This is a genomic window from Eggerthella sinensis (assembly GCF_003339815.1).
GTDB lineage: Bacteria > Actinomycetota > Coriobacteriia > Coriobacteriales > Eggerthellaceae > Eggerthella > Eggerthella sinensis.
In genome coordinates, this window is the sequence record NZ_PPTT01000029.1 from 1 (window position 1) to 25,641 (window position 25,641).

At 64.7% G+C, this 25,641-nt stretch carries 21 protein-coding genes; 7 read left to right on the forward strand and 14 right to left on the reverse strand.

Annotated elements, in window-relative coordinates; genetic code table 11:
- The coding region (locus tag C1876_RS13950; RefSeq protein ID WP_114547336.1) for a flavocytochrome c at nucleotides 1-1,521 on the reverse strand (1,521 nt) is incomplete at its 3' end.
- A 246-nt stretch (nucleotides 1,522-1,767) separates the two neighbouring features.
- On the opposite strand from C1876_RS13950, the gene C1876_RS13955 reads away from it, so the two are divergent.
- The gene (locus tag C1876_RS13955; protein WP_158544701.1) at nucleotides 1,768-3,297 is read left to right on the forward strand and encodes a helix-turn-helix transcriptional regulator; all 1,530 of its coding nucleotides are present in this window, start codon (nucleotides 1,768-1,770) and stop codon (nucleotides 3,295-3,297) included.
- A 242-nt stretch (nucleotides 3,298-3,539) separates the two neighbouring features.
- Here C1876_RS13955 and C1876_RS13960 read toward each other — a convergent pair whose 3' ends face one another.
- The gene (locus C1876_RS13960; protein WP_158544702.1) at nucleotides 3,540-3,995 is read right to left on the reverse strand and encodes an RrF2 family transcriptional regulator; all 456 of its coding nucleotides are present in this window, start codon (nucleotides 3,993-3,995) and stop codon (nucleotides 3,540-3,542) included.
- A gap of 506 nt (nucleotides 3,996-4,501) precedes the next feature.
- On the opposite strand from C1876_RS13960, the gene amaP reads away from it, so the two are divergent.
- The 3 genes from amaP (at nucleotide 4,502) to C1876_RS13975 (ending at nucleotide 6,254) form a co-directional block, all read left to right on the forward strand.
- A complete protein-coding gene (amaP, locus tag C1876_RS13965; RefSeq protein ID WP_114547339.1) occupies nucleotides 4,502-5,122 on the forward strand; it encodes an alkaline shock response membrane anchor protein AmaP in 621 nt (206 codons plus the stop codon).
- A gap of 11 nt (nucleotides 5,123-5,133) precedes the next feature.
- Entirely contained in the window at nucleotides 5,134-5,634 is a 501-nt protein-coding gene (locus C1876_RS13970; RefSeq protein ID WP_244910162.1) for a DUF2273 domain-containing protein, read from the forward strand.
- 95 nt (nucleotides 5,635-5,729) lie between these two features.
- A complete protein-coding gene (locus C1876_RS13975) occupies nucleotides 5,730-6,254 on the forward strand; it encodes an Asp23/Gls24 family envelope stress response protein (RefSeq protein WP_114547340.1) in 525 nt (174 codons plus the stop codon).
- 135 nt (nucleotides 6,255-6,389) lie between these two features.
- Here C1876_RS13975 and C1876_RS13980 read toward each other — a convergent pair whose 3' ends face one another.
- Together C1876_RS13980 and C1876_RS13985 are read right to left on the reverse strand one after the other, a co-directional pair.
- Entirely contained in the window at nucleotides 6,390-7,283 is an 894-nt protein-coding gene (locus tag C1876_RS13980) for a coproporphyrinogen III oxidase (protein ID WP_114547341.1), read from the reverse strand.
- 145 nt (nucleotides 7,284-7,428) lie between these two features.
- Nucleotides 7,429-9,369, reverse strand: a complete 1,941-nt coding sequence (locus tag C1876_RS13985; RefSeq protein WP_114547342.1) for an FAD-binding protein — start codon at nucleotides 9,367-9,369, stop codon at nucleotides 7,429-7,431.
- A gap of 225 nt (nucleotides 9,370-9,594) precedes the next feature.
- On the opposite strand from C1876_RS13985, the gene C1876_RS13990 reads away from it, so the two are divergent.
- Complete coding sequence (locus C1876_RS13990; RefSeq protein WP_114547343.1) at nucleotides 9,595-11,112, forward strand: helix-turn-helix transcriptional regulator; 1,518 nt, start codon at nucleotides 9,595-9,597, stop codon at nucleotides 11,110-11,112.
- Nucleotides 11,109-12,269: an Mbeg1-like protein gene (locus C1876_RS13995; RefSeq protein WP_114547344.1), complete on the forward strand. Its 1,161-nt coding sequence runs from the start codon at nucleotides 11,109-11,111 to the stop codon at nucleotides 12,267-12,269. The genes C1876_RS13990 and C1876_RS13995 overlap by 4 nt, the downstream gene beginning before the upstream one ends.
- Before the next feature lie 61 nt (nucleotides 12,270-12,330).
- Here the strand turns inward: C1876_RS13995 and C1876_RS14000 are convergent, their stop codons facing one another.
- Complete coding sequence (locus tag C1876_RS14000; RefSeq protein ID WP_158544703.1) at nucleotides 12,331-13,683, reverse strand: FAD-dependent oxidoreductase; 1,353 nt, start codon at nucleotides 13,681-13,683, stop codon at nucleotides 12,331-12,333.
- 71 nt (nucleotides 13,684-13,754) lie between these two features.
- Nucleotides 13,755-14,333, reverse strand: a complete 579-nt coding sequence (locus C1876_RS14005) for a cytochrome c3 family protein (protein WP_148044531.1) — start codon at nucleotides 14,331-14,333, stop codon at nucleotides 13,755-13,757.
- Nucleotides 14,334-14,651: 318 nt separating this feature from the next.
- Between C1876_RS14005 and C1876_RS14010 the strand changes: the two genes are divergently transcribed.
- Nucleotides 14,652-15,578 (forward strand): LysR family transcriptional regulator, encoded by a 927-nt coding sequence (locus C1876_RS14010; RefSeq protein WP_158544704.1) that lies wholly within the window; start codon nucleotides 14,652-14,654, stop codon nucleotides 15,576-15,578.
- Nucleotides 15,579-15,580: 2 nt separating this feature from the next.
- Here C1876_RS14010 and C1876_RS14015 read toward each other — a convergent pair whose 3' ends face one another.
- The 8 genes from C1876_RS14015 to C1876_RS14050 form a co-directional block, all read right to left on the reverse strand.
- On the reverse strand, nucleotides 15,581-16,423 hold the full coding sequence (locus C1876_RS14015) for a DUF6179 domain-containing protein (RefSeq protein WP_114547348.1): 843 nt from the start codon (nucleotides 16,421-16,423) through the stop codon (nucleotides 15,581-15,583).
- 46 nt (nucleotides 16,424-16,469) lie between these two features.
- A complete protein-coding gene (locus tag C1876_RS14020) occupies nucleotides 16,470-17,138 on the reverse strand; it encodes a DUF6323 family protein (RefSeq protein WP_148044530.1) in 669 nt (222 codons plus the stop codon).
- Nucleotides 17,139-17,524: 386 nt separating this feature from the next.
- Nucleotides 17,525-17,770 carry an SHOCT domain-containing protein gene (locus tag C1876_RS14025; RefSeq protein ID WP_114547350.1) on the reverse strand — a complete coding sequence of 82 codons (246 nt, stop codon included), beginning with the start codon at nucleotides 17,768-17,770 and terminating at the stop codon, nucleotides 17,525-17,527.
- A gap of 92 nt (nucleotides 17,771-17,862) precedes the next feature.
- Complete coding sequence (locus tag C1876_RS14030; RefSeq protein ID WP_114547377.1) at nucleotides 17,863-21,579, reverse strand: phosphoribosylformylglycinamidine synthase; 3,717 nt, start codon at nucleotides 21,577-21,579, stop codon at nucleotides 17,863-17,865.
- An 11-nt stretch (nucleotides 21,580-21,590) separates the two neighbouring features.
- Nucleotides 21,591-22,244 (reverse strand): hypothetical protein, encoded by a 654-nt coding sequence (locus tag C1876_RS14035; protein WP_114547351.1) that lies wholly within the window; start codon nucleotides 22,242-22,244, stop codon nucleotides 21,591-21,593.
- A gap of 69 nt (nucleotides 22,245-22,313) precedes the next feature.
- Nucleotides 22,314-23,186 (reverse strand): phosphoribosylaminoimidazolesuccinocarboxamide synthase, encoded by an 873-nt coding sequence (locus C1876_RS14040; protein WP_114547352.1) that lies wholly within the window; start codon nucleotides 23,184-23,186, stop codon nucleotides 22,314-22,316.
- Nucleotides 23,187-23,273: 87 nt separating this feature from the next.
- Nucleotides 23,274-24,791 carry a sensor histidine kinase gene (locus C1876_RS14045; RefSeq protein ID WP_420870317.1) on the reverse strand — a complete coding sequence of 506 codons (1,518 nt, stop codon included), beginning with the start codon at nucleotides 24,789-24,791 and terminating at the stop codon, nucleotides 23,274-23,276.
- 129 nt (nucleotides 24,792-24,920) lie between these two features.
- Nucleotides 24,921-25,631 carry a response regulator gene (locus C1876_RS14050; RefSeq protein WP_009305830.1) on the reverse strand — a complete coding sequence of 237 codons (711 nt, stop codon included), beginning with the start codon at nucleotides 25,629-25,631 and terminating at the stop codon, nucleotides 24,921-24,923.
- Between the last annotated feature and the right edge of the window lie 10 nt (nucleotides 25,632-25,641).

The window sequence follows — 25,641 nt, forward strand, 5'->3', positions numbered from 1 at the left end:
GGCGAGGGCTGCGGCTACCACTTCGCCGACGTTCTTGTCGAACACGGTGATGTCGCACACCGCGTTGCCGCCGATACGGTTGTTGCCGTGGATGCCGCCCGTCACCTCGCCGGCCGCGTACAGGCCGGGGATGGCGTTGCCGGACGCATCGAGCGCTTCGTTCTTCTCGTTGATCTTCACGCCGCCCATTTCGTGGTGGATGCCGGGAGCAACCTTGATGGCGTACATGTTGCCGTCGGCGAAGGCGATGCAGCCCTCCGTGCGGCCGAACTCGTCGGCGGCGCCGTCGGTGGTGATGGCATTGTAGGCGTCGATGGTGGCCTGGAGCGTCGCCGGGTCCACGTCGATGGCGGCCGCAAGCTCGGCCACGTTGGCGCCCTTCTGCACGAGGCCCGCCTTGTCGTACTTCGCGATGGCCTTGTTGGCGTCGTACACCTGCTGGTCGAACGTGCACCAGGCGAAGCTGCCCGGCTGCTCGAGCTCGGCCGCCGACACCTTGTCGCGCGTGGACATTTCGTCGAAGAAGCGCTTGCCCTCGCTGTTCACGAGGATGGCACCGCCGCCGCGCACGCCTTCGGCAATGAGCGTCGAGGACGACTGCTCAACCGTCGGGTGAATCTGGATCTGATCCATCTGCACGAGTTCCGCACCGGCGCTCTCGGCCATGGTGTAGCCGTCGCCCGTGGCGCCCGGCTGGTTCGTGGTGACGTAGCCCTTGAGGTCGGGGCGGTACTGAACCACCATGTCGGGGTTCGCACCGAGGCCGCCCGTGGCCAGAATGACGGCCTTCGCGCCAAGCACCTTCTCCTTGCCGTCGGCCTTCACCTTGACGCCCGTCACGGCGTCGCCGTCCTTGATGAGCTCCTTGGCCTCGCAGTTCATCATGACGGGAATCTTGCGCTCTTCGACAGCCGCCAGCAAACCCGGGACCATGGTGAGGCCCACGGCAGAGCCGTCGGTGGGACGATGGCAGCGCTTGACGGACATGCCGCCCGTCAGCGTGATGTTGTCCAACTTGATGCCCAGGCTGTCAAGCCAGTCGATAGCGCCGGCGGAGTTGTCGCACATGAACTTCACCAGCTGCTCGTCGCCCGTGTTGTGGCCGCCGTCGAGCGTCTCCTTCGCGAACAGGTCGTTGCTGTCCTCGATGCCCTGTTCCTTCTGGAACTTCGTCTCGGAGGCGTTCATGCCGCTCGACGAGTAGTTCGTGTTGCCGCCGTTTACGCCCATCTTCTCCAACAGCACGACGTTCGTCAGGCCCTTGTCGTACGCCGCGATGGCCGCGGACATGCCCGCGCCGCCCGTGCCGATGATCACCACGTCGTAGGATTCGCCCTCGGCAGCGCCCTCGCTGCCGCCGTTGGACGCGCCCTCGCTCTGCGGCGAGCAACCGGCCAGGCCGAGGCCGCCGAGCACGCTCAGCGCGCCCATTGCACCCACGCCGGCGATAAAGCTGCGGCGCGTCAGGCGATGCGGTGCCTGAAGCGTCGAACCAATCGTATCGTTTTCGCGTTCTGCCATGTTCCTTACTCCTCCCTTGGACCCGAGTGCATCCGTTCGCACCGGGCTTTGCATTGCAGGTGAAACCTTACGCAATTGGTTGACAATGCCTACACCCACGATGGGTGTATTGCCAAAACCCGTATAATGGGGTGCGGAAACCGAAGCGAAGTCCGGGAGGGAACTCGCATCGCTACGAAGCATACAAGCGCGCCAAGCGCCTGGCAAACCATATCGTTCAGCACGGCGGCCGCGGGACTGGCCTGCTTGTTTGCAGGCATTTGGACAAGCGACGGCGCCGCCCTGACGCTGCTCAACCCGCCGGGCGACGATCTTGCCATGCGCATTTCGTCGCTCATCGTGTACGGCGGGCTGTTCCTACTCGTGTACGGTGCCATGCGCCGCGCCCCGGGCGACCCGAGTGCCCCGAGCGCCCCAACCGCGCCGGGCGCAACGCCGCGCGGCGCCTACCGCCTCTTCAAACTGGCAACTGTGCTGTGCGCCCTCGCCTACGTGGCAGGCAGCGTCATCATGCTGGCAGGCGGGCCCTTCGGCACCAAGGAGCACGCTTCGATGGCCGTCGTCGCGCTGTTTCTGCTCAAGGGCATCGGCGCCCCGCTCAGCGTCGCGCTCGTCTGCCTGTGCGCACGGCTCCCCTATCGGCTGATCGCCCAGGTGTCGACGCTGGGCGTGCTGGGAGCGTTCGTGCTCAAGGAGCTGCTCGGCTACGTTGCCGAGTTCGCCCACCTGAACGCCGTCGCCACCTTCGCGATGGGCAGTGCCCTCATCGTGCTCGCCGTCTGCCTCACGGCTCCGGCCCTGCTGCATTTCGAGAACGCGCCGAACGACGACCCGGAGCACGCAGGCGAACGCGAGCGCGCAACGCCGCTCCAACCGCTCGGCGCGCTGTTCAACCGCAACCTTGCCGCTGGCGTGGTGGTGGCCTCCATCATGCTGGGGTTCCTGCGGGCGAACGCCCCCGACGGCCCCGTGGACCTCACATTCGCCGTGGTGGTGGCGCTCCTGCTCATCGCGCTGGTCACCTGGTTCGTGCCGAACGTGGGCGTGCACGAGCTGTTTCGCGGTGCGCTCATGTGCACGGCGGCCGGATTCCTGCTGGGCCCCGTGCTGCACCTGGTCATGACGGGCGGCGGCGACCTGCTCGCCGGCGTAGGCACGGCGCTGTTCGAGGTCGTGGTGTGGCTCGTGGCCGTCATGCTGGTGCGATCGTGCACCGAGCCGCTTCTTGCCGCCGTCACCGTACGCCTTGTCATCGTGGTGGGCCACCTGGCCGGCGCCGCGCTGGGCATGGGCGCCGAGGCGTGGGCGCGTATCGAGCCGAGCGCACCCGAGGCGTTCTCGCTCGTCATCGTGTTCGCCTACGTCATCATGCTTGCCTACCTGTTCAACGACCCGGTAGCGAAGCTGCCGTTCACGTCGAACCGCCTGCCCGCGGCGGCCGGAGCAGCGATGCCGAGCGAAACGGGCGGCTCAAGCGAGCCTGCCCTCGCCGCTTCCCCGGCGGCAATCGAAGCGCAGCTGTGGCACGACCTCTGCGAAACCGTGGCGCGCAAGCACGGCCTGACGCCGCGCGAGACCGACGTGCTCGAACAATTGGCGCGCGGACGCGACCTCGCATTCATGGAGGAGAAATTCGTGCTCTCGCGCAATACCGTCAAAATGCACATCAAGCACGTGTATGAGAAGCTGGGAGTACACAGCAAGCAGGAAGTTATCGACCTCGTTGAAGCGTCTCGCCCGCCGACGGAGCCTTCGCCCGCTCGTCCGCAGCCGTAAGGTAAGCAACCCCCTGCTGCGTGACGGCATACGAGCACCCCGTCTGTCCCCCATCATCGCGAAAACACATCTGCCGACGGATGAGGCCTTCTTCCTCGAGTTCGCGTACGGTGTAGCGCGCCTGCAATCTCGTCATGTGCAGCGCAGCGCCCAAATCGGCCAGCGACACCGTTGTTTCAGAACCCGCCTCGATCGAGCGATCAAGCAAAAAGCGCAGAACAGTTCTCTTGCGAACTTCAAGATCAGCACGGCTCGTTCGCGCCACCGGGCCTCACCTCCTCGCCCGCAGGCCCCGCCGCATCGGCCGGACCGGGAATCAACAAATCCTTCACTTTGATGCCACGCAAATACTGGTCGATGCCTTCTTGCACCGCCTCGTAGGAGTACCGCACGGGACAGGCATCCCGCGCCCAGCTATCGTCAACGCAGTCTTCTTTGTAGTTGCCATCAATACGCATCGTGCCTTCAAGAGCCCCAACGACGTCGAACATCGTGATCTCGCGAACGTCGCGTGCAAGCGTATACCCACCCAAATGCCCCGCATGCGTTCTCACGATTCCTGCTCGCTTCAGCTTTCCACCCACTTGAACGGTGTAGTCGCGAGGAATGTCCATCGCACGGGATATCTCGCGAGAGTTCATCATGCGCTTTTCCGCGGCAAGGCAGAGGATCATCCGTATTCCGTAGTCAGTTGTCATGCTCAATCGCACATTCCGTCCCCTTTCGAAGCACATCATATTTGGAGGACGCACCGTTCTTGCTCCATCACGTCAGGGCTGATCCCAAAATCGCGCGGTAAACGGCCCATCGAAGATCGCAAACATCATTGATGATAAATTCTGTTCGCAATCCCCAAAAACGACGAAAGACGCCCGAGGGCGTCTTTCTTGTAGCTTTTCTCATTGTCAAAAGGCGCGGACCCTCGTCGCACGTCATCGGTCTGACGAAGGGAACCCAAGCGCTAGGACAATTGTACGCAAATGACAACAACCGTCAATCATGATCGCTGCTGTCCGGTTTGGAGGTCATTGTTCAGCGATCGTGTTTGCAGGCGCATCTACAGCGGCGCAACGACACGGCAAACGTCCGGCGGCACTTCCGTACAACCAGGTACCTTCCCCCTCATTTTCTTCTAAAGTAGTTCCACTCTATCCGGCAGCGCACCGGGAAGCCGCGTGCGCATTTGAGAAGAAAGGCGGCATCTATGGGAAAGTTCAAACGCTTTTGCATGATCGTGTTCGTCATTGCTGCCGTGCTGGGCGTGGGCATCCTCGCGGCCCTGTGGTTTGCGTGGGAACCGCTCTTCCCGGCAATCGCATGGCTCATGGGCATGCCTTGGTTCTTCATCGTCGAGGCCGTGCTGCTGGGCATCACGGCGCTGGGACTGCTGGTCGTGCTAATTCGCGCCATTTCCGCTCCGGGCAAGAACTCGCAGCTCGAACTTGAGCGCGACAATGGCAGCATCGCCATCACGCAGAACGCCATCCAGTCGACGGTCAAGCACGTCATCGACGGGCATAGCGGCCTCGTCACCGACAACGTGAAGGTGCACATCACCAACAAGCACGATCCGCGCATGAGCATCCACGCGAAAATCGATCCGGGCCGCAACGCCGAGCTGGGTCAGCTGGGCGCGAAGCTGCAGGACGAAATTGCCGCGACGCTCGAGGCGTTCACCGGCTACCCGGTGGATTCCGTGCGCATCACGTTCGCCGGCGATGCCGACGTGGTGACCCCCGCGTTCACGCAGCAGGCCACCAAGTTCACCGACGACACGCACCGTCAGCACCATACGCAGCCGGTGCCGGCGCACGTGGTTGAGTAGGTGGTGAGCTCATGACGCAATCCACCATGCGCATCCACGCGAACCCGATGCCGACGACTCCGGCGAAGCCGAAGCCGAAGGCGACGACGCAGGTGCAACCGCAGGTGCACATGCAGGCGAAGCAGCAACCAAAGCCGAAGCCGCAGGCGACGACGCAGGCGCAGGCCCCCACGCAGGTGCAGCAGAAGCCGCAGACGCAGCCGAAGAGCGAGCCGAAGCAGGCCGACACGCCGTCCGACGTCATCGCGAACGCCGCTTCCGAGACGAAGCGCGACAAGGGCGTGTACGCCAGCATGAAGCGCGCGGTTTCGCCGTACGTCGAGCACCACAGCCATGCGGTGCTGTACGGCATCCTCGGCTTCATCGCCGCGGCCCTCATCCTCATCATCGGATTCTGGCCCACCGTGCTGCTTGCCGTGTTCGCCGCCGTCGGCGTGATCATCGGCAAGTATCGCGACGGCGACCGCAAAACCCGCGAGCAGATGAAGCATATCCTCGACCGCATTAATTAGCGACCCGCTTCCGCGCCGCGTTTTTCCCGACACCGAGATCAACGCAGCCGGAGGCGTTCGCACCCTGATTTCTCACGCTACAGAAAGGAACCACCATGACTCAGAGCACTATGACCAAGCCGTCCACCAGCACGTCCACCTACAACCCCTACTCCGGCGTTGACAGCGCCGAGCCGAAGAAGACCGACACCGACGCCCCCACGGCCGATTCCGTGCCCGCCGAGCCCATCTACAAGCTGGTCATCGACGAGAACGTCGTCGAGAAGATCTCCTCGTTGGCCGCGCAGAAAATCGACGGCATCATCGACATGAAGGGCAACGTCCTGTCCCGCATCCAGGAAGGCCTCGGCGGGGACGACAAGACGAAGGGCGTCAGCGCCGACATCGTCGACGACGCCGGTGCCAAGCTCGACCTCGATGTCATCCTCGAGTACGGCAAGTCGGCACCGCAGGTGTTCGACGAGATCAAGAAGGTTGTCGGCGGCGACCTCAAGGATATGACGGGCCTCTCCGTGGTCGAAATGACCGTGAACGTGGTGGACGTTATGACCCCGGAAGAGTACGCCAGCAAGAACGGCTCCAACACCGACGACGGGCAGCAAGACGAGTCGAACAACTAACGTTCGCTCTCGGTAAGCGTCGTGCTGCGGAGCCGTCCCGTCCGCGCTCCGCACTCCGTTCCTCAAGCCCGCCCCGCATCGCTGCGTGGCGGGCTTTCTCGTGCGGCGGCAGCTTGTGCGCCCTTCGACATTCGCTCAGGCGATGGCGCGCACCTCGTCGGTGATGGCGGCGAAGTCGGCCGATGCGGCGACGTAGCGCGCGAGGTCGCGCGTGTTCACGCTCTCCGCGCCGTCGAGGCGCGTGACGGCGCCCAGGCCGAAGCCGATTTGCGGCGCGCCCGCGGCGACGCGCATCGCGAAGGCATCCTCATGCCCGGCGCGCGCGAAGCGCAGCGGCAGGTATTCGGCGAAACCGTGCTCCGTGAGCGCGTCCCGCATGTCGTCCAGCTGACGCGCGGCCTCCTCGGGCGCAGCCGCATGCGCGTCGGCCACCTGCACCAACTCCACATGCACCGCATGCGAGCGCGCCGCCGCAAGCGCGGAGCGCCGCACGTTGAGCGCGCCGTCCCCGCCCTCGGGGGCCGCATGGCCGAAGGCCAGCACGAGGCCCAGCGTGTCGTTCGCGTAGGCGTGCAGGAAATGATCGCAGATGATGGGCAGGTCGTTCAGGTTGTCCACGCGGTTGAGCCGCACGAAGTCGACGGGATTGAGCGACAGCATCTCGAAGTCGAAGCGCGTCACGCCCGCACGGCGGAAGAACGGCATGGTGGCGCCGCTCACGTTCGCAATGGACGAGCGCATGGTGACGGGCGCGCCGTCGGCCACCTCGCAGGTCTGCCGCAGGGCCCGCATGATGCGCGCGACGCCCGCTCCCGCGTTCGATGCCACGCCGCCTCCCAGATGCACGGCGCGCACGCGGCAGTCGTCGAACTGCCCTGCATTCGCCTCGATCTCGGCCACGAGGGCATCCACGTACGCGTTCATGCGCGCGCTGTCCCACCCGAGGATCATCCCTTCGCGCTGCAGCGCCCCGTCGCTCACGCAAAACGGAACACGCACCTGCGCGATGACGTCGCGTTTCTCTGCCATGTTCATGCTCCTTCTCCGTTCAGAACCTCAGAACCGGTGCGAAGCGGCGGCTACCCGAAGGCAACCGCCGCGCGCGATGGGCCGACCGACCCGAGGGAGGGAGGGGTTGGGCGGCCGGCCCCGAATCAGCTTGCTGGGCGGTCGATTACGCCTTCACGTCCTCGATCACGCTTTCAGCGGCGCAGTAGCCCGAGGTGAGGGCCGAAGCGCAGCTGTTGCCCGCCGTGGGCGTGGCGTACTGGATGCCGTAGCGCTGGCCGCAGGTGTTGCCCGCGGCGTACAGGCCGGGAATGGGCTCCTTCGCGCCCGTCAGCACCTGGTAGCGCCCGTCGGTGCAGATGGCCGCATGCTGGCACAGGCCGCCGGAGGGGTTGCCGCCCGTCGTGCCGAAGGAGGCGAAGAAGGGGGCGTCCTTGATGGGGAACAGGTTCTGCGCGTCGCAGCCCCAGTCGTCGTCATGGCCCTTTGCGCACAGCTCGTTGTAGCGCTCGACCTCGGCCAGGAAGTTCGTCTTGGCCTCGCCGGTGTACCCGACGATCTCGGCCAGTTCCTCAAGCGTGTCGGCCGCGTACACCGTGGAGTATTCCTTGCCGAAGCGGGCGAAGGCGCGCACGTCGAAACCGTCCTTGCCCGTCTTGTAGTTCTCCATGTTCTCGCGCACCTCGGCCACCATGTAGTCGGAGCTGCGGTCCATGGTCTCGTGGCCGTAGCCCTGGTGCGACAGGTACTCTTCCCAGTTCGCGTCCGTGACGTTCACCAGCAGCTGACCCGCGGGCAGCATGTCCAGGTAGCCGTTGGAACCGTGCTTCACCATGGTCTCGTTCATGAAGCGCTTGCCGTCGTTGCCGAAGCACGGCCACGCGCCGCCGAACGCGAAGCCCGGCACACCGTTGATGCCCGCGGCCTGGCCGGCGCGGGGGCCGCCCTCCATGGTGCCGCCGGCCCACATGCACATGCGGATGCCGGAACCGTCGCGACCCATGCCGCCGATGCTCGTGGCGTCGGTGCGGTCGTTGCCGTAGGACCAGGCGATGTTGCGCATCTGGTCGGACAGGTCGAGGCGCATGTCGGGATTGCCGCCGAAGTCGCCGGCCGCCACCACTACCGCCTTCGCGTCGATCTGGTGGTAGGCGCCGTCAACATCCTGGAAGATGGCGCCGGTCACGGCGTCGCCGTCCTGCACGAGCACCACGCCCTGGTAGCCCCACTTGATCTCGCCGCCGGCTTCCTCGAACGCCGCGTGCACCGAGCGGATGACGAACGGCCACATGTTGATGTTGCTGTCCTCGTCGCGCCACTGCGTCATGGCAGGCCACGACTTCTGGCCGCAGCACTCGCCGCTGAAGTTGTCGTTGCCCTTGTAGTTGGAGGTCTTGGCGTACTTCTCCACGTACTCGGCCGGAATGTGCTCCACCATCCAGTCGAGCATCTCGCCGGAGCGCGTGGCGTAGTCGCGGACGATCTTCTGGTGCGCATGGCCGCGCGAGAGGCGCATGTACTCGTTGAACACTTCGGTGGTGTCGATCTCGGGCGTGCCCTTGTCCAGGAACAGCTTCGAGTTGTAGCAGGCCATGTCGCAGGCGTACTCGTCGTATTCGTCGTAGGTCTGCATCTCGGCGAGGAACACCTTCGCGCCCGACTCCTGGCAGCGCAGCGCCGCCGTCGTGCCCGCGTTGCCCGCGCCGATCACCAGCACGTCGCACTCCTCGGTGTCGGCGATGTCGCTCACCGTGGGAGCCTCGCCCAGCCACGCCGGCACGTTCAGCATGAAATCGGCAGGCTTGATGTTCAGCTGCTCGCACCCGCCGCCGGCGGCCAACACGCCGTCGCCCTTGAGCGTGATGTACTCCTCGGGCGTGGTGGGCGCCTTCGCGCTGGCATTCTGACCGCGGTTGAACGTGGACAGCTCGCTCATCACGTCGTAGGTGCCCGCTTCGACCGAACCGGTGGCCGCGGTCGCGGTGGACGCCGACTGCTGCGGCGCGCATCCGCCGAGCGCGCCCATGGCGGCGACGCTCATCGTACCGGCGGCAGCGCCCTTCAAGAAGTCGCGACGCGACCAGCTGTGCTTCGAGGTGGTTCCCATGATCCCTCTCCCTTCAATTCATACCTGTGTCATCCGTTCGTTGCCGCGGGGTTTGTTGTGCGGCACCGAACGTTCGGCTACACTACGATTCAGGCTTGGGTTCCGCCATCACTGAAAGCGATGATTTCGCCGGTCGCGCGGCGCGGTGCCTGCATCAAACCTATCGCTGCTTTTGGTGATTTGCGCTATCTACGAGGGAAAACGCTACGGCGTTGCGGGGAGGATATGGAAAGCGCACAACAAGACGTTTCTCAGCGGTCGCATCCTGCCACCGTTTCGTTCAAGCCGGCTCTGTTGGGGGCGGGCGTGCTGTTCTCTGTCTTCCTCAACATTCTGCGCTTCTTTCCGGAAGACGAATCCGCGCTTGCTTTTTCGCTCCACCCCTTCGCGGTGTTCACCGGATGGGGCTTGCTCGGGTGCGGCATCGTGCTCGTGGCGCTCGCGCTTGCGGCGAAGCGCGCCGGACGTGCCCTGCCCGACCCCACCGGCACCGTGCCTTTGCTGGCGGGGGCGTGCCTGACCGCCATCGGCCTGCAGTTCGTGTTGCCGCTGTACGGGCGCTTGGCGCTGCCGTACGTCGAGCCCACCCTGTTCGGCCTGTCGCTGGGCGTGGGGCTCGCCATGCTCACCACGGCGTGGGGTTCGGTGTTCGCGCGCCTTGAGCCGGAGAATCTGCTGTTCAACAGTGCGCTCAGCATCATGCTGGCGGCGGTGCTGCACTTCATCGCCGAGCCGCTGTCACCCTCGCCGCTGGGCCTGGCGCTCATCGCGTGCTCGCTCATCGGCTCGGTGGCGCTGCTGTTCGTCGCCCGCACCTTCGACAAACCCGCCGCGCAGCAAGCGGCCGAAGGCGAGTCGTCCGACGACGCCGACCATCGCGCGCGGCTGCGCAAGGCGCTCGTCATCCTCTGGATGCCGCTCGTGGGCGCCTGCATCACCTGCTTCATCTTCGGGCTCACCTGGGACCCCATCATCTCCAACGAGCACACGCGCCTGCCCGACCCCCTCGGCGCATGGAAGTCGCTCATCGGGCCGTCGCTGCTGGCCATCATCGTGGCCGTCATCGCGCTGCGCAAGCCGGACTCCTCGCCGCTTCGATTGCTCAACCAAGCCGTATACCCCATCGCCGTGGCGCTGCTACTGGCCCTGCCCGTCATCAGCACCGACAGCAACGTCGCCGCGGGCGTGATCGACGTGCTCACGCAGGCCAGCTTCGCCGTTATCGCCTTGGCCATCTGGTGCAGCATGGCAAGCGCCGCCCGCAGCGTGCCGCTGGCCGCGATGCTCGTCTTCCCCGCCTGCCTCGTGCTGCTGGCGCTCGCGTTCGTTATCGGGCTGTGCGGCATCGCCATCATCGGCACCGACGGGCGCACCATCTGCCTCATCATGCTCACGGTGTACCTGGCTCTCATCGCCATCTCGTTCGCGCAGGGCTCGCGCAGCCGCGAGGGGCGACGCACCGAGCCGCGCGTGGCCGACGACTCGCGCACGTACATCCACCGCCGCTGCGACACGCTGGCCGCCGAGCGCGGGCTGTCGCCGCGCGAGCGCGAAGTGCTGTACTACCTGGGACGCGGCTACAACCACGGCTACGTGGCCGAGAAGCTGTACATCTCCGAGAACACCGTGCGCACCCATGTGCGGCACATCTACGGCAAGCTGTCCGTCGGCTCGCGCGAAGAGCTGCTCGCGCTCATCGACGCCATCGAGGAGAAGGAAGAGAAGGCGGTGAGCGCCTCGTGAACCTGCTGGATTACCTGGGCACCGAGTTCGCCACGTTCGAGGAAAAGCCGTTCAATCCCGTAGACTCGGCCGTGCTGTCGCAGTTCTGCATGGTGCGCGCCGAAGGCATCGTGCCGCCGCTGCGCGAGCGCACGGCATTCCGCGCGATTGGAACCATCGTGGAGAACCTGCTGTCCCCCACCGGCCGGGCCGCGCATTTCAGCGACGCGCTGCGCGCCGAGCGCTACGAGCACATGTTCTCGGGCCTCATCCCCGGCCGCGTGAAGGAGAACCTGCTGGCGCTGGCCGCGAGCCCTCGGTTTCGCGAGGTGACGGTGCGCGACTACCTCAGCCTCTTCGACACCGAGCGGCAAACCCAGTTCGCGGCCATGACGTTCGTGTACAAGAAGGACTTCGCCTACGTGGGGTTCCGCGGCACCGACACATCCATCACCGGGTGGCGCGAGAACTTCAACATGGCCTATACCGCGCCCGTGCCGGCACAGGCACAGGCGGCTCGCTACCTGGAGGCCGTCGCTCCGCATCTGCCGCGCCGCCTGTTCGCCGGCGGCCACTCGAAGGGCGCGAACCTCGCGCTGTACGCGGCGCTCCGCGCGTCGAAGGCCGTGCAAGATCGCCTCGAGCGCGTCTACACGCACGACGGCCCGGGGTTCAAGGCGGGTACGTTCACGCCCGAGGACTGGCGACAGCTTGAGGGCCGCATCCATCGCACCGTGCCGCAGGATTCCGTCATCGGCATGCTCATGGAGTCGCACACGCCGCCGCGCGTAGTGCACAGCACCGAGCGCGGCCTCATGCAGCACAGCCCCTTCACCTGGGACGTCGACGGCGACGATTTCGTCTACCTCGACAAGCTCACCGACAATGCCGTGTTCACCGACGAGCTGCTCACCGAGTGGCTCGCGCGGTACTCCGACGACGAGGCCGCCGCCATCGTGGACGCGCTGTTCAAGGCCATCGAGGCGTCGGGCGCGCAGGATGCCACCGAGGTGTTCTTCGGCGGCGCCAAAACGGTGGCCCTGCTCACCGAGGCTGCCAAGAACATCGACGGCACCGCCCGCGACACGCTGCTCACCGCAGCCGGCTCGCTCGCCGAGATCGCCGCCCGCCACGTCGCCCAAGGAGTAGCCAGCTGGCTCCCCGGCACCCGAGGCTAAAAGAGAGCGCATCCGAAGACGCGCTCTCCAAGGGGAGGGAGGGTATGGCTGAATAGCGTGCCTACGCGATGACCGTTTCCGCTGCAAGCTTCTGACCGGCGATGCGACCGAAGGCGAACGCGAAGCTGACGTAGCATCCGCATCCGGGATAGTTGCCCGGTACGCCGAAGATGTTGGTGCCCACATCGTTGCCCGACGCGTACAGGTGGGCGATAGGATTGCCGTCGAGATCGAGCACCTGGGCATCCGTATTGATCTTCACGCCGCCGTGGCATTCGGCCATGTTCATGGCGGGCACTTCCATGTATCCTTCGTCATCCATATTCAGCCATGAGTTGAACACGTCGTTGTACTGCGGGTCGTACTGGTACACCTGCGCCACCTCGATAGGGTAGAAGTTGCACATGTTGTAGAGGTCGGCACCGATGGTCATGGCGGCATTGATGCCGTCGCCTTCGCAGTCGTAGCACATGTACGTGGTGTACGGCAGCGCCTCCTGGCAGAACTTCATCTTCATGTCGTCCGAGGCGCAGTAGCCGCCCGTAGCCAGCATGACGCCCTTCGTGGCCTTGATGTTGATGTCACCTGCATCCGTTTTGGCAACGACCCCGATCACCGTGCCGCTATCGTCGAGGATGAAGCGGGACAACGCCGTTTTGAACGCCGTTTCAACCGTCCCATCCTCCACCTTCTTGTTGATGTTGCGATACAGGGGCTCGAACAGCTCGGGACCCGAGTTCGCAGCATTGCCGTCGGAGTGAGCCCAATGGGAGCGCGCCACCGCTTCCGCTTTCGTAATACCGAAGGAATCGTACTCGCATCCCACCGCGTTGAGGCAGCCCGCGGTCACGCCGTTGCCGCCGTCACCGGTAGCCTCGTTGCCCTGCGCGCCTTCGTTCTCGACGGCCATCCCCACCTCGAACAAGTCGCGCTTGCAGTAATCGGTGCACATCTGCTGCAACCAGTCGACGTTTTCGCCCGCGTGCTCTGCATAGGTTTTGATGATGGCGTCGGGGCACAGATCGTAGTTTTGATTGACGCAGGTCTTCACCCAGTTGTACAACCCGTCGGGTGTGTCTTCCACGCCCAGGTCGGCCTGCACCTTGGTGCCCGCGCCCATGATGGCGCCGCCGCAGCGCGCCATCGAGCCGCCAGGCAAGGCCGCCTTCTCGATGATGAGCACCTTGGCTCCGTTGTCGGCCGCCTCGATGGCGCAGGATGCGCCCGCCGCTCCGTAGCCGCACACCAGCACGTCGGTTTCTTTATCCCACGCGATGTCCGACCCCGAGCTTGCCGCACTCGCCGGCGTCGAGCCCGACGAGCATCCCGCCAAAGCTCCCGCGCCAACGGCGCCGAAACCCATCACGGCGAGCGACTTCACGAACGAGCGACGCGATAGACTCTCTTGCTTCATGATCTCCCCTTTCAGGCGCCTCTGCGGCACCAGCTTATAGGCACGGGACTCCTTGATTCCCGCTGCTGCTCTCACACGGCGTGGCAGGTGCCGCATTCGTACACGTTGGCGTGATGGCACGACGAACAGGTGCGCTGCGCGGATTTCTCGGCTGCGGTGGACGAGTGCACCTTATGGCAGCTCGCACAGTCAATCTCCGCATGATCGGCGTTTTCGGGCAGGGCATGAGGGTTCACCACCGTGCCGTTTTCATCGGTCAGCGCGGTGCTCGCCGCCGTCGCTGCAACCAATTCCTCGATGGTATGGCACGACTGGCACACGGCTTCCGTATCGACGGACGTCTGCTTGAGCGCCGAGGGGATGGCATCTCCCGCCGTTGCAGCAGCGTGCGCGGTTTCGAGCGCGCCCGTATCCGTATGACATTGCACGCACTTTTGATCTGCATGCTTCGAAGCCAAGCACGCAGCATCGGCCTGACTCTCAGCCTGCTTGCTGTGACATGTCGAACAGTCTCCCTCAGCGGACCACGCCACCGTGACGGCCGGCTGCTCTGCGCCGCCGCCTTCCTCGGCCGATGCCTGCGTGCGATCGGCCTGCTGAGGGCTGCACGCCGAAAGCGCCGCCACCGCCACGATCGCCGCAAAGGTCACGATTCCCCATGTCAGACGCGTGCGAAGACTCGCCGTCTTCCCCATTGCATCCCCTTTCCCCTGGTATCGGGAAGCGCGTTCGCCTCCCTCTTCGCCCTCCATGATAGAAGGGCACCACGCGCTGCGTTTCGCCGACAATCGCAGCCCTCCCCTCGAAGTCGGCCACGCCGCGCTCCGTTCACACGGAGGCGCGTTGCAAATGCTGCAATCGACTTTTCGCGGTGTCGCAGGTAGTTGCGGGACCGACTGAGCTACCATGGAGGCAGCAGGATGCTGGGGAGAGCACGACCTGCGAGATTTCACTGGCAAGGAGGGGCTATGGAAATCGATATGCTGCGTGAGTTCATCACGTTCTCTCGTCATATGAACGTGACGAAGGCCGCCGACGAGCTGCATCTTGCTCCTTCGTCGTTGAGCAGGCACATCTCCATCATGGAGCGGGAGCTGGGCATTCCCCTCGTCGCGCATAAGGGTGCGCGCCTGTTCCTGACCACGGCGGGTTCGCAGCTGCTCGACGAGGCGAGCGCCATCACGGCGCGCTATGATGCGCTGCTTGAGCGCATCAGCGGCTTGAAGCATTCATGCTTCGAAGACGTGCGTATCGCGTATGCGCTGGATGATCGGTCGGTCATCGACACCGTTTCGCTTGCGTACATCTCGCTCAAAGACGCGCTGAACGGCATGTCGGTGCGCTCGGAGAACATCCGCGTCAAAGGGATTTTCGACGCGCTCAAAAACAACGAGATCGACATCGCCATCATGTACGACCTGGCAGACGTCGATCTGGCCATCTATTGCGCCGTCCCCCTCATGGACGACTCGATTCTCGTTGCGTTACCGAAAAGCGCCGCCACCGCGAGCCTGCGCGAAGTGACGCCGTCCGACGTCATGAACCGCATCGTTCCTTGGCCTTCGGCATCGCGCGACAACTACCTGCAGCGCGCCTTGCGCTTGTTCGACGCCTGCGAGAAGAAGCCCGCCATCCATTGGGTGGACGCCGACAACATGGATACGTTCTTCATGCACATCCTCGACGAGCAGGAGATGTGGTTCTTCTCGAAACGTCAGTACGAGTCGTACGCGAACTGCGTACCCACCTGCTTCATGAGCTCCATCGTTGTGTGCGAGGTCAAGGATGCCGATGCGGCCTTCAAGCGCTACGCCGTGTACAGGCGAGACACGCGAAACGAGGCCGTTCCCCTGTTCGCCCAAGCTTTGGCGGACGTACTCGAAGACGAAGCGTGACGTCAGTCCAAGAACACGCCGCTCAGGGAGTGGTGGCGGAGGGCGAGTTCTACGCGCGGGGTGAGACGCCTCGCGAGCGACGACAGGTACGCCTGCGTGTCCGCGTCGACGGCCAACGCCGCCCCGGTGCGCTCCGCGGCGCCGACGAGCACGCGCTGCAAGCGAGCGCCCGCGAGCCCTTCGAGCGCGCTCGCGATCCTCGCGCGCGCCTCGTCGTCCAGGTACAGCTTCCGCACGTCGCACCCTGCGAGCGTGCAGCCGATGGCATTCGTGGCGATGGGTTCGAACAGGTTGAGAATCAGTTCGCCGTACTCGGGGTGCACGTTGCGCAGCAGATGCGTGCAGCGCTCGAGGTCGAACCGTTGCAGGAAGCGGCACTCGATAAGCAATCGCTCCAGGTAGGCGGTCACGTAGTCCACGCCGAGCGTCGTCTCAGGGACGGGGCGGCACAGGGGGTAGTCGATGTCGGCGGGAATCTCGTGCGCGAAGAACCGCGGCTCGTAGCGCGCCGCGAAGTCGCGGAAGCTCTCGAGCGTGTCCTTGAGCGCGACGCTTTCCAGCAGCGGCATGCTCAGGCACGCCTCCGTCCACAGCTCGCTCACGCGCGCCGCCTGTTCTTCGACGCGCCGCAGATTCCGCGAGAACACCGCGTCGGCACCGCGCTCCACCACATCGCGCATGATTTCTACATCCGCGTCGTCAGGATCAACGCCCAAGATGTAGCAGGTGGAAGCCAGCAAGCGATGCGCGTCGTACTCGGGAAGCGACGTGCTCTCCCCCATGGTATACAGCTCCACCTGCTTCGACAGCACGCCCCACACCTGCATCTGGAAGGTTGCAGCCACATCCGCTTCGTCGTCGAGGCGCGTGCGCAGCCCGCGCCCACCCTCGTCATCGCGAGAGCGTTGAGCCTCCGATGCGGCTGTTGGTGTCGAATCCGATACGGTACAGCTCGTTGTAGCCGTCGTAGAAACCGGCGGCGTAGTCGTTATCGGGTCGCTCGAGGCGATCTTCGTCGTACACGCGGTCGAGTTCGTCGTGCGGTCGCTCGTCATCTTCGTCATCAGCCTGCTCCTCTTCCGCCGCTTCGCGCTGCGTCGTCCCGTCGTATTCCCCCGCGCGTTCGCGCTCGGCTTGCACGCGCAGCTCCGCCAGCTTGATGTCCTCGAGCGCGTCCGTCGAGCCATGCACGCGCTCGTCGAACGCAACGCGCAAGGCGCTCAGCAGCTCCTCGTCGGCGATACCGCCGTCTGCCTCCGCTTCTTCCTTGAAATGGTAAAACGCATCTTGCAGATCCACGAGCGTCTCTTCGTAGGTTTCCTGGTGCAGATACGGCGAATCGCGAAAGGTCGTCACGATATCACGCAGCGCCCCGCGCCCGAATTCCACGCGCCCCGTCGCCCGCAACGCCTCGCGGCGGCGCTCCACGATGCCCGTCATCTGCTCTTCCGTCAAAGACAACCCGTACGCCGCCGTCGCCTCGTTGCAGATCGCCAAATCCTCTCGCGCCGCCGCCACCTGCAACGCCTGCTGCCACCCCGCCGACAATTCCATACCCATGCGCATCACCTGCCCGTGCATCCGTCGCATCTGCCGCGCCCGAAGCGCGGCCCTCCCATAAAAGTGCGTGCAGCTATATATACCGCGCACAACGGCAAAACGCACGACTCGACTTTTTCCTCATTTTGTGGTAATATATCCCCAGATCAGGGGCGATTTATTCCAATTGTCAAGCCTCTTTTTCACATTTTGTTTGCTCCACAGACGCTTCGATTTCGTTGCGAGCGCTCCCCGCCACCATCATCGAACGTTTCGGGTTCCGACTTCCTTCACCCTCGTTCCACAGCGCGCGATTGCGAGACCCCACCCACAAACAAATGTTTCACGTGAAACATTCGACTCCTACAGAAACCACTCCAGGTGGCCGCAGGTTTGGTGGATCCTCCCTATAGGTCGGCCATGATTTCTTGTTTTTTGGCTTCGAACTCTTCTTCGGAGAGGACGCCGCGCTTGCGCAGGTCGTCGAGCTGAGAAAGGCGCTGATACGCCGCCGCACTCGCGCGCTGCGTCTCGTCAACCGGGTTGCGCCGACGCGTGATCGCGCGGACGATCACCACCACGATAAGAATCGGAACCGCCATGGTGCAGAGGATGATCAGCATCTCAGGGAACCCCATACCCAGGATCTTCATATCATCCGCCTTTCTCTCGGTACCCCCAGTATACCAAGGGCAGCGCACCCTCAGGATGCGCCGCCCTTTGAATCTCTGCGTTTCGGTGGATGTTAGTCCGTGAAGTAGCTTACGCCGCCTTCGAACAGCTGCTGGTAGCGTTCGCCGGGCACGTTGTGGTACAGGCCGTAGCCGCGACGCTCGCTGTGGCCCATCTTGCCCAGGATGCGGCCGTCGGGGCTCGTGATGCTCTCGATAGCCAGCACCGACCCGTTCGGGTTCACATCGAGGCCCATCGACGGCACGCCCGCGGCGTCCACGTACTGCGCAGCAATCTGGCCGCTCGCGGCCAGCTTGGCCACCAGTTCGGGCGATGCCACGAAGCGGCCTTCGCCATGGCTCACCGGCACCGTGTGGACGTCGCCCACCTCGCAGCGGCTCATCCACGGCGACAGGTTCGACGCCACGCGCGTGCGCACGAGACGGCTCTGGTGGCGGCCGATGGTGTTGAACGTGAGCGTGGGGCACTCCTCGTCCATGGGACGAATGTCGCCGTACGGCACGAGGCCCAGCTTCACGAGCGCCTGGAAGCCGTTGCAGATGCCCAGCATGAGGCCGTCGCGGTTCTGCAGCAGGTCGCGCACGGCCTCGGTCACCGCAGGAGCGCGGAAGAAGGCCGTGATGAACTTCGCCGAGCCGTCGGGCTCGTCGCCGCCGGAGAACCCGCCGGGCAGCATGATGATCTGGCTGTTGTTGATGGCCTTGACCAGCGCCTCGGTGCTCTCGGCAACCTTGTCGGGCGACAGGTTGTTGATGATGAACGTCTCAGCCACCGCACCCGCCTGCTCGAACGCGCGGGCGGAATCGTATTCGCAGTTGTTGCCGGGGAACACGGGGATGATGACGCGCGGCTTCGCGATGGTGCCGTTGTACACAAGCGGCAACCCGTCGCGGAAGCTCACCGCTTCCACGGTCTCGCCGGCGGCGCGATACGGGAACACGGGCTCGAGCTTGCCCTCCCACGCTTCCTGCAGCTCGGCCAGATCCACCACTTCGCCGCAGGCGGCGAACTCGTACGCCTCGGTGGTTTCGCCCACCTCGTCCACACGCACCGCTTCGGACGACGCGGGCAGCTCCGCGCACGCCGCCAGCTCCACGAGGAAGCTGCCGTACGCGGGCGCGAACAGCTCGTCGGCACGCACGTCGTCGGCCAGCTTCACGCCGACGCCGTTGCCCAGGCACATCTTGAACAGCGCCTCGGCCGTCGCGCCGTATCCCGGCGTGGACACAGCCAGCGCGCGCTCGTCGCCAATCAGACGCTCCACCAGCTCGAACGCCTCCACCAACCCGGCGGCATCGGGCGTCACGCCATCGTAGACGGCGGGCGCGATACGCACCACGCGGCTGCCAGCCTGCTTGAACTCGGGCGACGTCGCGCGGTCGACCGACCCGACGGCCGTCGCGAACGACACGAGCGTCGGCGGCACGTCGAGCTGCTCGAAGCTGCCCGACATGGAGTCCTTTCCGCCGATGGAGCCGATACCCAAATCAACCTGCGCCATCAAGGCGCCCAGCACGGCCGCCATGGGCTTGCCCCAACGCGCGGGCTCGTCGCGCAGCTTCTCGAAGTATTCCTGGAACGTGAGGTACATATCCGCATGGAGGAAGCCGGCCGCCACGAGGCGCGCCACGCTTTCCACCACGGCGATATAGGAACCGGTGAACTGGTCGGCCTCGGTGAGGTAGGGGTTGAAGCCCCAAGCCATGCCCGAAACCGTGGTGGTCTCGCCGAACACGGGCAGCTTGGCAACCATGGCCATGGACGGCGTCAGCTGCCGTGATCCGCCGAACGGCATGAGCACGGTGGCCGCGCCGATGGTGGAGTCGAAGCGCTCCGACAGGCCCTTGTTCGAGCACACGTTGAGGTCCGTGACCAGCGAGGTCATACGCTCGGCCAGCGTGTCGCCCGCCCACGTACGCTCGTAGGTGCCGCCTGGTAGCACGCGCACGTCCTGGTGCTTCGGCGCACCGTTGCTGTTGAGGAACGCACGGCTCACGTCCACGATGGTGTCGCCGTTCCACTCCATGCGCACGCGCGCCTCTTCGGTGACGGTGGCGATGGGGGTAGCTTCGAGGTTTTCCTCGTGCGCGTAGCCGATGAACGTCTCCACGTCCTCAGGGGCCAGCGCCACGGCCATGCGCTCCTGGCTCTCGGAGATGGCGAGCTCGGTGCCGTCCAACCCGTCGTACTTTTTCGGCACGCGGTCCAACACGACGTGCAGGCCGTCGGCCAGCTCGCCCACGGCAACCGACACGCCGCCGGCGCCGAAGTCGTTGCAGCGCTTGATGAGGCGGCACGCATCGCCGCGGCGGAACAGGCGCTGAATCTTGCGCTCGACGGGCGCGTTGCCCTTCTGCACCTCGGCGCCGCAGCTCTCGAGCGACTCCAGCTTGTGCGCCTTCGACGAACCCGTCGCGCCGCCGATGCCGTCGCGGCCCGTGCGGCCGCCCAGCAGCACCACCACGTCGCCCGGCGCGGGCGTCTCGCGACGCACGTGGTCGGCCGGCGTGGCGCCCACCACGGCGCCGATCTCCATGCGCTTCGCGGCATAGCCGGGATGGTACAGCTCGTTCACCTGGCCCGTTGCAAGGCCAATCTGGTTGCCGTACGACGAATAGCCGGCGGCCGCGGTGGTCACCAGCTTGCGCTGGGGCAGCTTGCCGGGCAGCGTCTCGGACACGGGCACAAGCGGATCGGCCGCGCCGGTCACGCGCATGGCCTGGTACACGTAGCTGCGGCCCGACAAGGGGTCGCGGATGGCGCCGCCCACGCAGGTGGCCGCGCCGCCGAAGGGCTCGATTTCGGTGGGATGGTTGTGCGTCTCGTTCTTGAACAGGTAGAGCCAGTCCTGCTCTTCCCCGTCCACGTCAACCTTCACCTTCACGGTGCAGGCGTTGATTTCCTCGGACTCGTCGAGGCCGGTCAAGATGCCGCGGGCCTTCAACCAGCGCGCGCCGATAGTGCCCATGTCCATGAGGCACACCGGCTTCTCGTCGCGTCCCAGTTCGTGGCGCATCTCCAGGTACTTCTCGAACGCGGCCTGCACGGCCTCGTCCTCCACCACCACGTTGTCCAGCACGGTGCCGAACGTGGTGTGGCGGCAGTGATCGGACCAGTAGGTGTCGATCATCTTGATCTCGGTGATGGTGGGGTTGCGCCCCTCCTCCGCGAAATACTGCTGGCAGAACGTGACGTCGGCCACGTCCATGGCCAGCCCGCGGTCGGCGACGAACGCGGCAAGCCCCGCCTCGTCCAGGTCGAGAAAGCCCTCGACGACTTCCACCGCGCCGGGCACCGGCTGCTCCATATGCAGCGTCTCGCGCTCTTCGAGCGACGCCTCGCGCGCCTCGATGGGGTTGATCACGTAGTGCTTGATGGCCGCGACGTCCTCATCGGTGAGCGCGCCCTCGAGCAGGTACACGCGCGCGCTGCGCACCTCGGGGCGCTCGCCCTGGCTGATCAGCTGGATGCACTCGCTGGCCGAGTCGGCGCGCTGGTCGAACTGCCCGGGCAGGTACTCCACCGCGAACACCACCGCGTCGCCCGCGTCCGGCAGCGCAGGCGTTGCCACGTCGGACTGCGGCTCGCTGAACACTATGGGCACGCACTGCGCGAACAGCTCGTCGGAGATGCCCTCCACGTCGTAGCGATTCACCATGCGCAGGTTCGTCAGCGCTTCGACGCCCAGCAGGCTGCGCACCTCGTGCGCGAGCGCCTGAGCTTCGCCGTCGAAGCCGGGCTTCTTCTCAACGTAGACACGAGAAACCATGGTTCCCACCTTTACTTCGTCGAATCCTGAGCGTCTGACTTCTCGTTTGCCTTCGCCGCTTTGGCCTCCTGCTTCTCAGCTTTGGCCTCCTGCGCCTTGCTCAAGCGGAATCCGTTGCCGAACAGGCCGCGCTTCTTCGGCGCCTCCTCGACGGCGGGCTGCTCGGGCTGCTGCTTGGCGGCGCGTTGCGCGGCCTTCTGCTGCTTCTCGGCGGCGCGCATCTCCTTGGTTTTCTTCGCCATCATCTCTTCCTGGTACGCACGACGCACCTTGCGAATCTTGGAGAAGTCGACGTACAGGGCGCCGATGATGCACACGTACGCCAGGCCCAGCACCACATACGTGGCGGCTTCCGGCAGGAAGGAGCGGCCGACCCACGACAGCGCCGTCATCACGATGGCGCCGATGAGCAGGCCCCACCAGATTTTGCGCAGGCGCTTGTACTCCGCCGTGGGCGGGTTGTAGTACTGGCGATCGATCTCGGTCTGCTTGGTGCGCGCAGCCTTCTTATCGGCCTTCTTCTGCTGCTTCGTCTTCACCTTCGGCGCCACGCGCACGGAAGAGGCGGCTTTCGTCTTCGGCTTCATGGACGCAGCGCTCTTGCGCGTCTGGCCCTGATGCTCGTCGGTCTGGTAACGGTCGTTCATGGGATTACGCTGAGACATGGTGCTCCTTCAAACGACGGAATGCGCGCGGCTGACGGCTGCGCGCATTCCGCTCGGTTTCTCTCTCGTCTAGTACGTGAACGGACGGCCGGTGATCTTCTCAAAGGCCTGGATATACTTCTCGCTCGTGCGGTCGATGACCTCCTGCGGCAGACGGGGCGGGTTGCCCTGCTTGTCCCAGTTCGCGGTGAGCCAATCGCGCACGAACTGCTTGTCGAAGCTGGGCTGATCCTTGCCCTCGACGTACTCGTCGCCCGGCCAGAAGCGGGACGAATCGGGGGTCAGCACCTCGTCGGCAAGGATGATATTGCCGTTCAAGCGGCCGAACTCGAACTTCGTGTCGGCGATGATGATGCCCTGCTTCTCGGCATGGTCGCGCGCCGTGGTGTACACCTTGAGCGCGAGGTCGCGCAGCTGCGTGGCGTCGTCCTCGCCGATAATCTCCACGAGGCGCTCGAAGCTGATGTTCTCGTCATGATCGCCGATGTCGGCTTTCGTGGACGGGGTGAAGATGGGCTCGGGAAGCTTCGAGGAGTTCACGAGGCCCGCGGGCAGCTCGATGCCGCACACCGTGCCCTGCTTCTGATACTCCTTGAGGCCGCTGCCGGCCAGGTAGCCGCGCACGATGCACTCGGCGGGGAACATGTCGGCCTTCCTCACCAGCATAAAGCGGCCGCGCAGGTAGTCGGCGTAGGGCTTGAACTGCTCGGGCAGGTCGGCCACATCGGAAGAGATGAGGTGGTTCTCCACCACGCCGTCCAAGAGTTCGAACCAGAAGCACGACAGCTGCGTGAGCACTGCGCCCTTGTGGGGGATCTCGTCTTCCAGGATGTAATCGAACGCCGAGATGCGGTCCGTCGCCACAAGCAGCAGCTTATCGCCCAGATCGTACAGGTCGCGAACTTTCCCTTGCGCATCAGGCTTGATGTCGATTCCGGTCATGCTGGTCCTTTCGTTGCTCTCTCAACCGCGTCGCACGTGCCGCAACGCTCGACGCGCCCCTTCTCCCAAGGCGCGCCTTATTATCGTCTATTTCTGGTCTTTACGCGACTTCCCGCGCGATTTTTGCGATTTCTGCCCCTTATGCTGCTCGTCGCCCGGGCACAGCGGGATGTGAATGGTGAAGCACGCACCCTCTCCCTTGCGTCCTTCCACCTGCACCCAGCCGTTGTGACGCTCGACGATTTCCTTCACCACGGACAGGCCGATACCCAGGCCGCCGCTCTCGCGCGTGCGTCCTGCATCGGCGCGCCAGAAGCGGGAGAACACCATCTTCGCCTCGTCGGGCGATAGGCCGATGCCCGTATCCTGCACCACGATGGAGCCCATGATGTCGCCGCGCTTCACGCGCACGGTGATGAGGCCGCCTTCGGGGGTGTAGCGCACGGCGTTCGAGATGAGGTTGGCGGTGGCCTGGCGAATCATGTCCGCATCGCCCTGCACGCACACGCCCGGCTCCATCTCGTACTTGAGCGTGAGGCCCGAATCGGCCACGAACGCCTCGTGCGTGGCCACGATGCCGGCAATGAGGTTGCCGAGGTCGACCACTTCTTTCTTCATGGGCGTGGAGCGGTTCTCCAAACGCGACAGCTTGAGGATGGCGTCCACCAGGCGGCTCAAGCGCTGCACCTCGGAGTTCACCGTTTCCAGACGCTCCTCATCGGCGGCGAACACGCCGTCCACCATCGCCTCCACCGTCGATTGGATGGCCATGAGCGGCGTGCGCAGCTCGTGCGCCACGTCGGTGGTGAGGCGTCGCTCGAGCTCGCGGTCGCGCTCGATGGAGTCGGCCATGGCGTCGAACGTCTCGCCCAAGTGGGCAATCTCGTCCTCGCCGTGCAGCTCAGTGCGCGCAGACAGGTCGCCTTCCTTGATGGCCTTCGCCGTGGTGGTCATGCGGTTGATGGGACGCACGAGCGTGCGGGCGAACAGGAAGCCGATGCACGAGGCAAGCACGATGGCAAGCACGGTGGCGAAGATCATGGCTTGGTACGAGTTGTCGCGGAACTCTTCGTCGGTCTGACGCAGCAGGGCCTCGGAGCCGTACACCCATACCTGCACCGAGCCGATGGCCACGTTGTCTACCACGATGTTCGCACGAGCACTCTGGTCGCTCGGGGGCGCGAGCGATCCGCGATCGTACGAGAAGTTGCTGTTCGGACCGGCGCCTACGCCGCGGGACACGTCGGTGGAGTCGTAGACCACTTTGCCCGAAGGGCTTTCGATGATCATCACGCCCACGCTGTTGAGCAGCGCCGCGTACTGCGCCGCGCTCCGCACCTGCTCGTTGTTCTCAAGCGTGCCGCCGGTGTCCTCGTAGATCTCCTCGATCTGCCTGGCCGTGGCCTCTGCAAGCGTTTCCATGTTCGTCTGCGTGTAGGCCTGGAAGTGCTGCTCCCACACGAACGACAGCACGCCGATGGCCACGAGCGCGGTCATGGCGGCGACGAATGCGAACGCCATCGTGACGCGCGTCGTGTACGTGAGGTTGTCCCACCCGAAGCGGCGCTTGCGCTTGCGATTCGCTTCCTCGCCGTCGTGCGGCATGAGGATAGGACCCGTGGTTTCGGAGTCCACGTCAACCGTCAAGCGCTCGACAACCTGGGCGCGCGACGCATCGTCAAGCGCATCTGAGGCTGATGGGGAAGCCTGTTTGTTGGTTTCTTGCACGTTGGTCTACTGCGCAACCTTCGTGGGGTCCTCGAAGCGGTAGCCCACACCATGGACGGTGTGCAACCACTTCGGGCTCCTCGGGTTGTCGCCGATCTTCGCGCGCAGGTTCTTCACGTGCGAATCGATGGTGCGCTCGTAGCCCTCGAAGTCGTAGCCGAGCACCTTCTCCACGAGCTCCATGCGCGAGTAGACGCGGCCCGGATAGCGCGACAGCGTGGTGAGCAGCTTGAACTCGCTGGCGGTGAGGTCGATTTCCTCGTTGTTGACCAGCACTTTGTGGCCCGACACGTCGATGGTGAGCTCGCCGAACTCAAGCACTTCGCGCTGCGGTTCGGAATCGGCGTGCACGCGGCGCAGCAGGGCGCGAGCGCGGGCAACCAGCTCGCGGGGGCTGAACGGCTTCACCAGGTAGTCGTCGGCACCCAGCTCGAGGCCGATGATGCGGTCTTCCACCTCGCCCTTTGCGGTGAGCATGATGATAGGCACATCGGAGTTGTCGCGGATGGCGCGGCAGACGCGCTCGCCCGGCACGCGGGGCAGCATCAGGTCGAGGATGACCAGGTCGAAGTGGTGCTTCGAGAATTCCTCGAGCGCCTCCTGACCGTCGCCGACCGCCGTCACCCAGTAATTCTCGCGTTCAAGATACGCCGTCACGGCGTCACGGATGGCTTTTTCATCTTCAACCAAAAGGATGCGTCGTGTTTCGTTGCTCATGGATCACTCC

Coding starts and splice junctions, on each gene's coding strand:
- C1876_RS13990 (WP_114547343.1), top strand. CDS start 9,595: ATGGAAAGCGCACAACAAGACGTTTCTCAGCGGTCGCATCCTGCCACC.
- C1876_RS14010 (WP_158544704.1), top strand. CDS start 14,652: ATGGAAATCGATATGCTGCGTGAGTTCATCACGTTCTCTCGTCATATG.
- C1876_RS14030 (WP_114547377.1), bottom strand. CDS start 21,579: ATGGTTTCTCGTGTCTACGTTGAGAAGAAGCCCGGCTTCGACGGCGAA.
- C1876_RS14045 (WP_420870317.1), bottom strand. CDS start 24,791: ATGCCGCACGACGGCGAGGAAGCGAATCGCAAGCGCAAGCGCCGCTTC.
- C1876_RS14040 (WP_114547352.1), bottom strand. CDS start 23,186: ATGACCGGAATCGACATCAAGCCTGATGCGCAAGGGAAAGTTCGCGAC.
- C1876_RS13975 (WP_114547340.1), top strand. CDS start 5,730: ATGACTCAGAGCACTATGACCAAGCCGTCCACCAGCACGTCCACCTAC.
- amaP (WP_114547339.1), top strand. CDS start 4,502: ATGGGAAAGTTCAAACGCTTTTGCATGATCGTGTTCGTCATTGCTGCC.
- C1876_RS13985 (WP_114547342.1), bottom strand. CDS start 9,369: ATGGGAACCACCTCGAAGCACAGCTGGTCGCGTCGCGACTTCTTGAAG.
- C1876_RS14025 (WP_114547350.1), bottom strand. CDS start 17,770: ATGAAGATCCTGGGTATGGGGTTCCCTGAGATGCTGATCATCCTCTGC.
- C1876_RS13980 (WP_114547341.1), bottom strand. CDS start 7,283: ATGGCAGAGAAACGCGACGTCATCGCGCAGGTGCGTGTTCCGTTTTGC.
- C1876_RS14000 (WP_158544703.1), bottom strand. CDS start 13,683: ATGAAGCAAGAGAGTCTATCGCGTCGCTCGTTCGTGAAGTCGCTCGCC.
- C1876_RS14050 (WP_009305830.1), bottom strand. CDS start 25,631: ATGAGCAACGAAACACGACGCATCCTTTTGGTTGAAGATGAAAAAGCC.
- C1876_RS13960 (WP_158544702.1), bottom strand. CDS start 3,995: ATGACAACTGACTACGGAATACGGATGATCCTCTGCCTTGCCGCGGAA.
- C1876_RS13970 (WP_244910162.1), top strand. CDS start 5,134: ATGACGCAATCCACCATGCGCATCCACGCGAACCCGATGCCGACGACT.
- C1876_RS14020 (WP_148044530.1), bottom strand. CDS start 17,138: ATGGGTATGGAATTGTCGGCGGGGTGGCAGCAGGCGTTGCAGGTGGCG.
- C1876_RS14035 (WP_114547351.1), bottom strand. CDS start 22,244: ATGTCTCAGCGTAATCCCATGAACGACCGTTACCAGACCGACGAGCAT.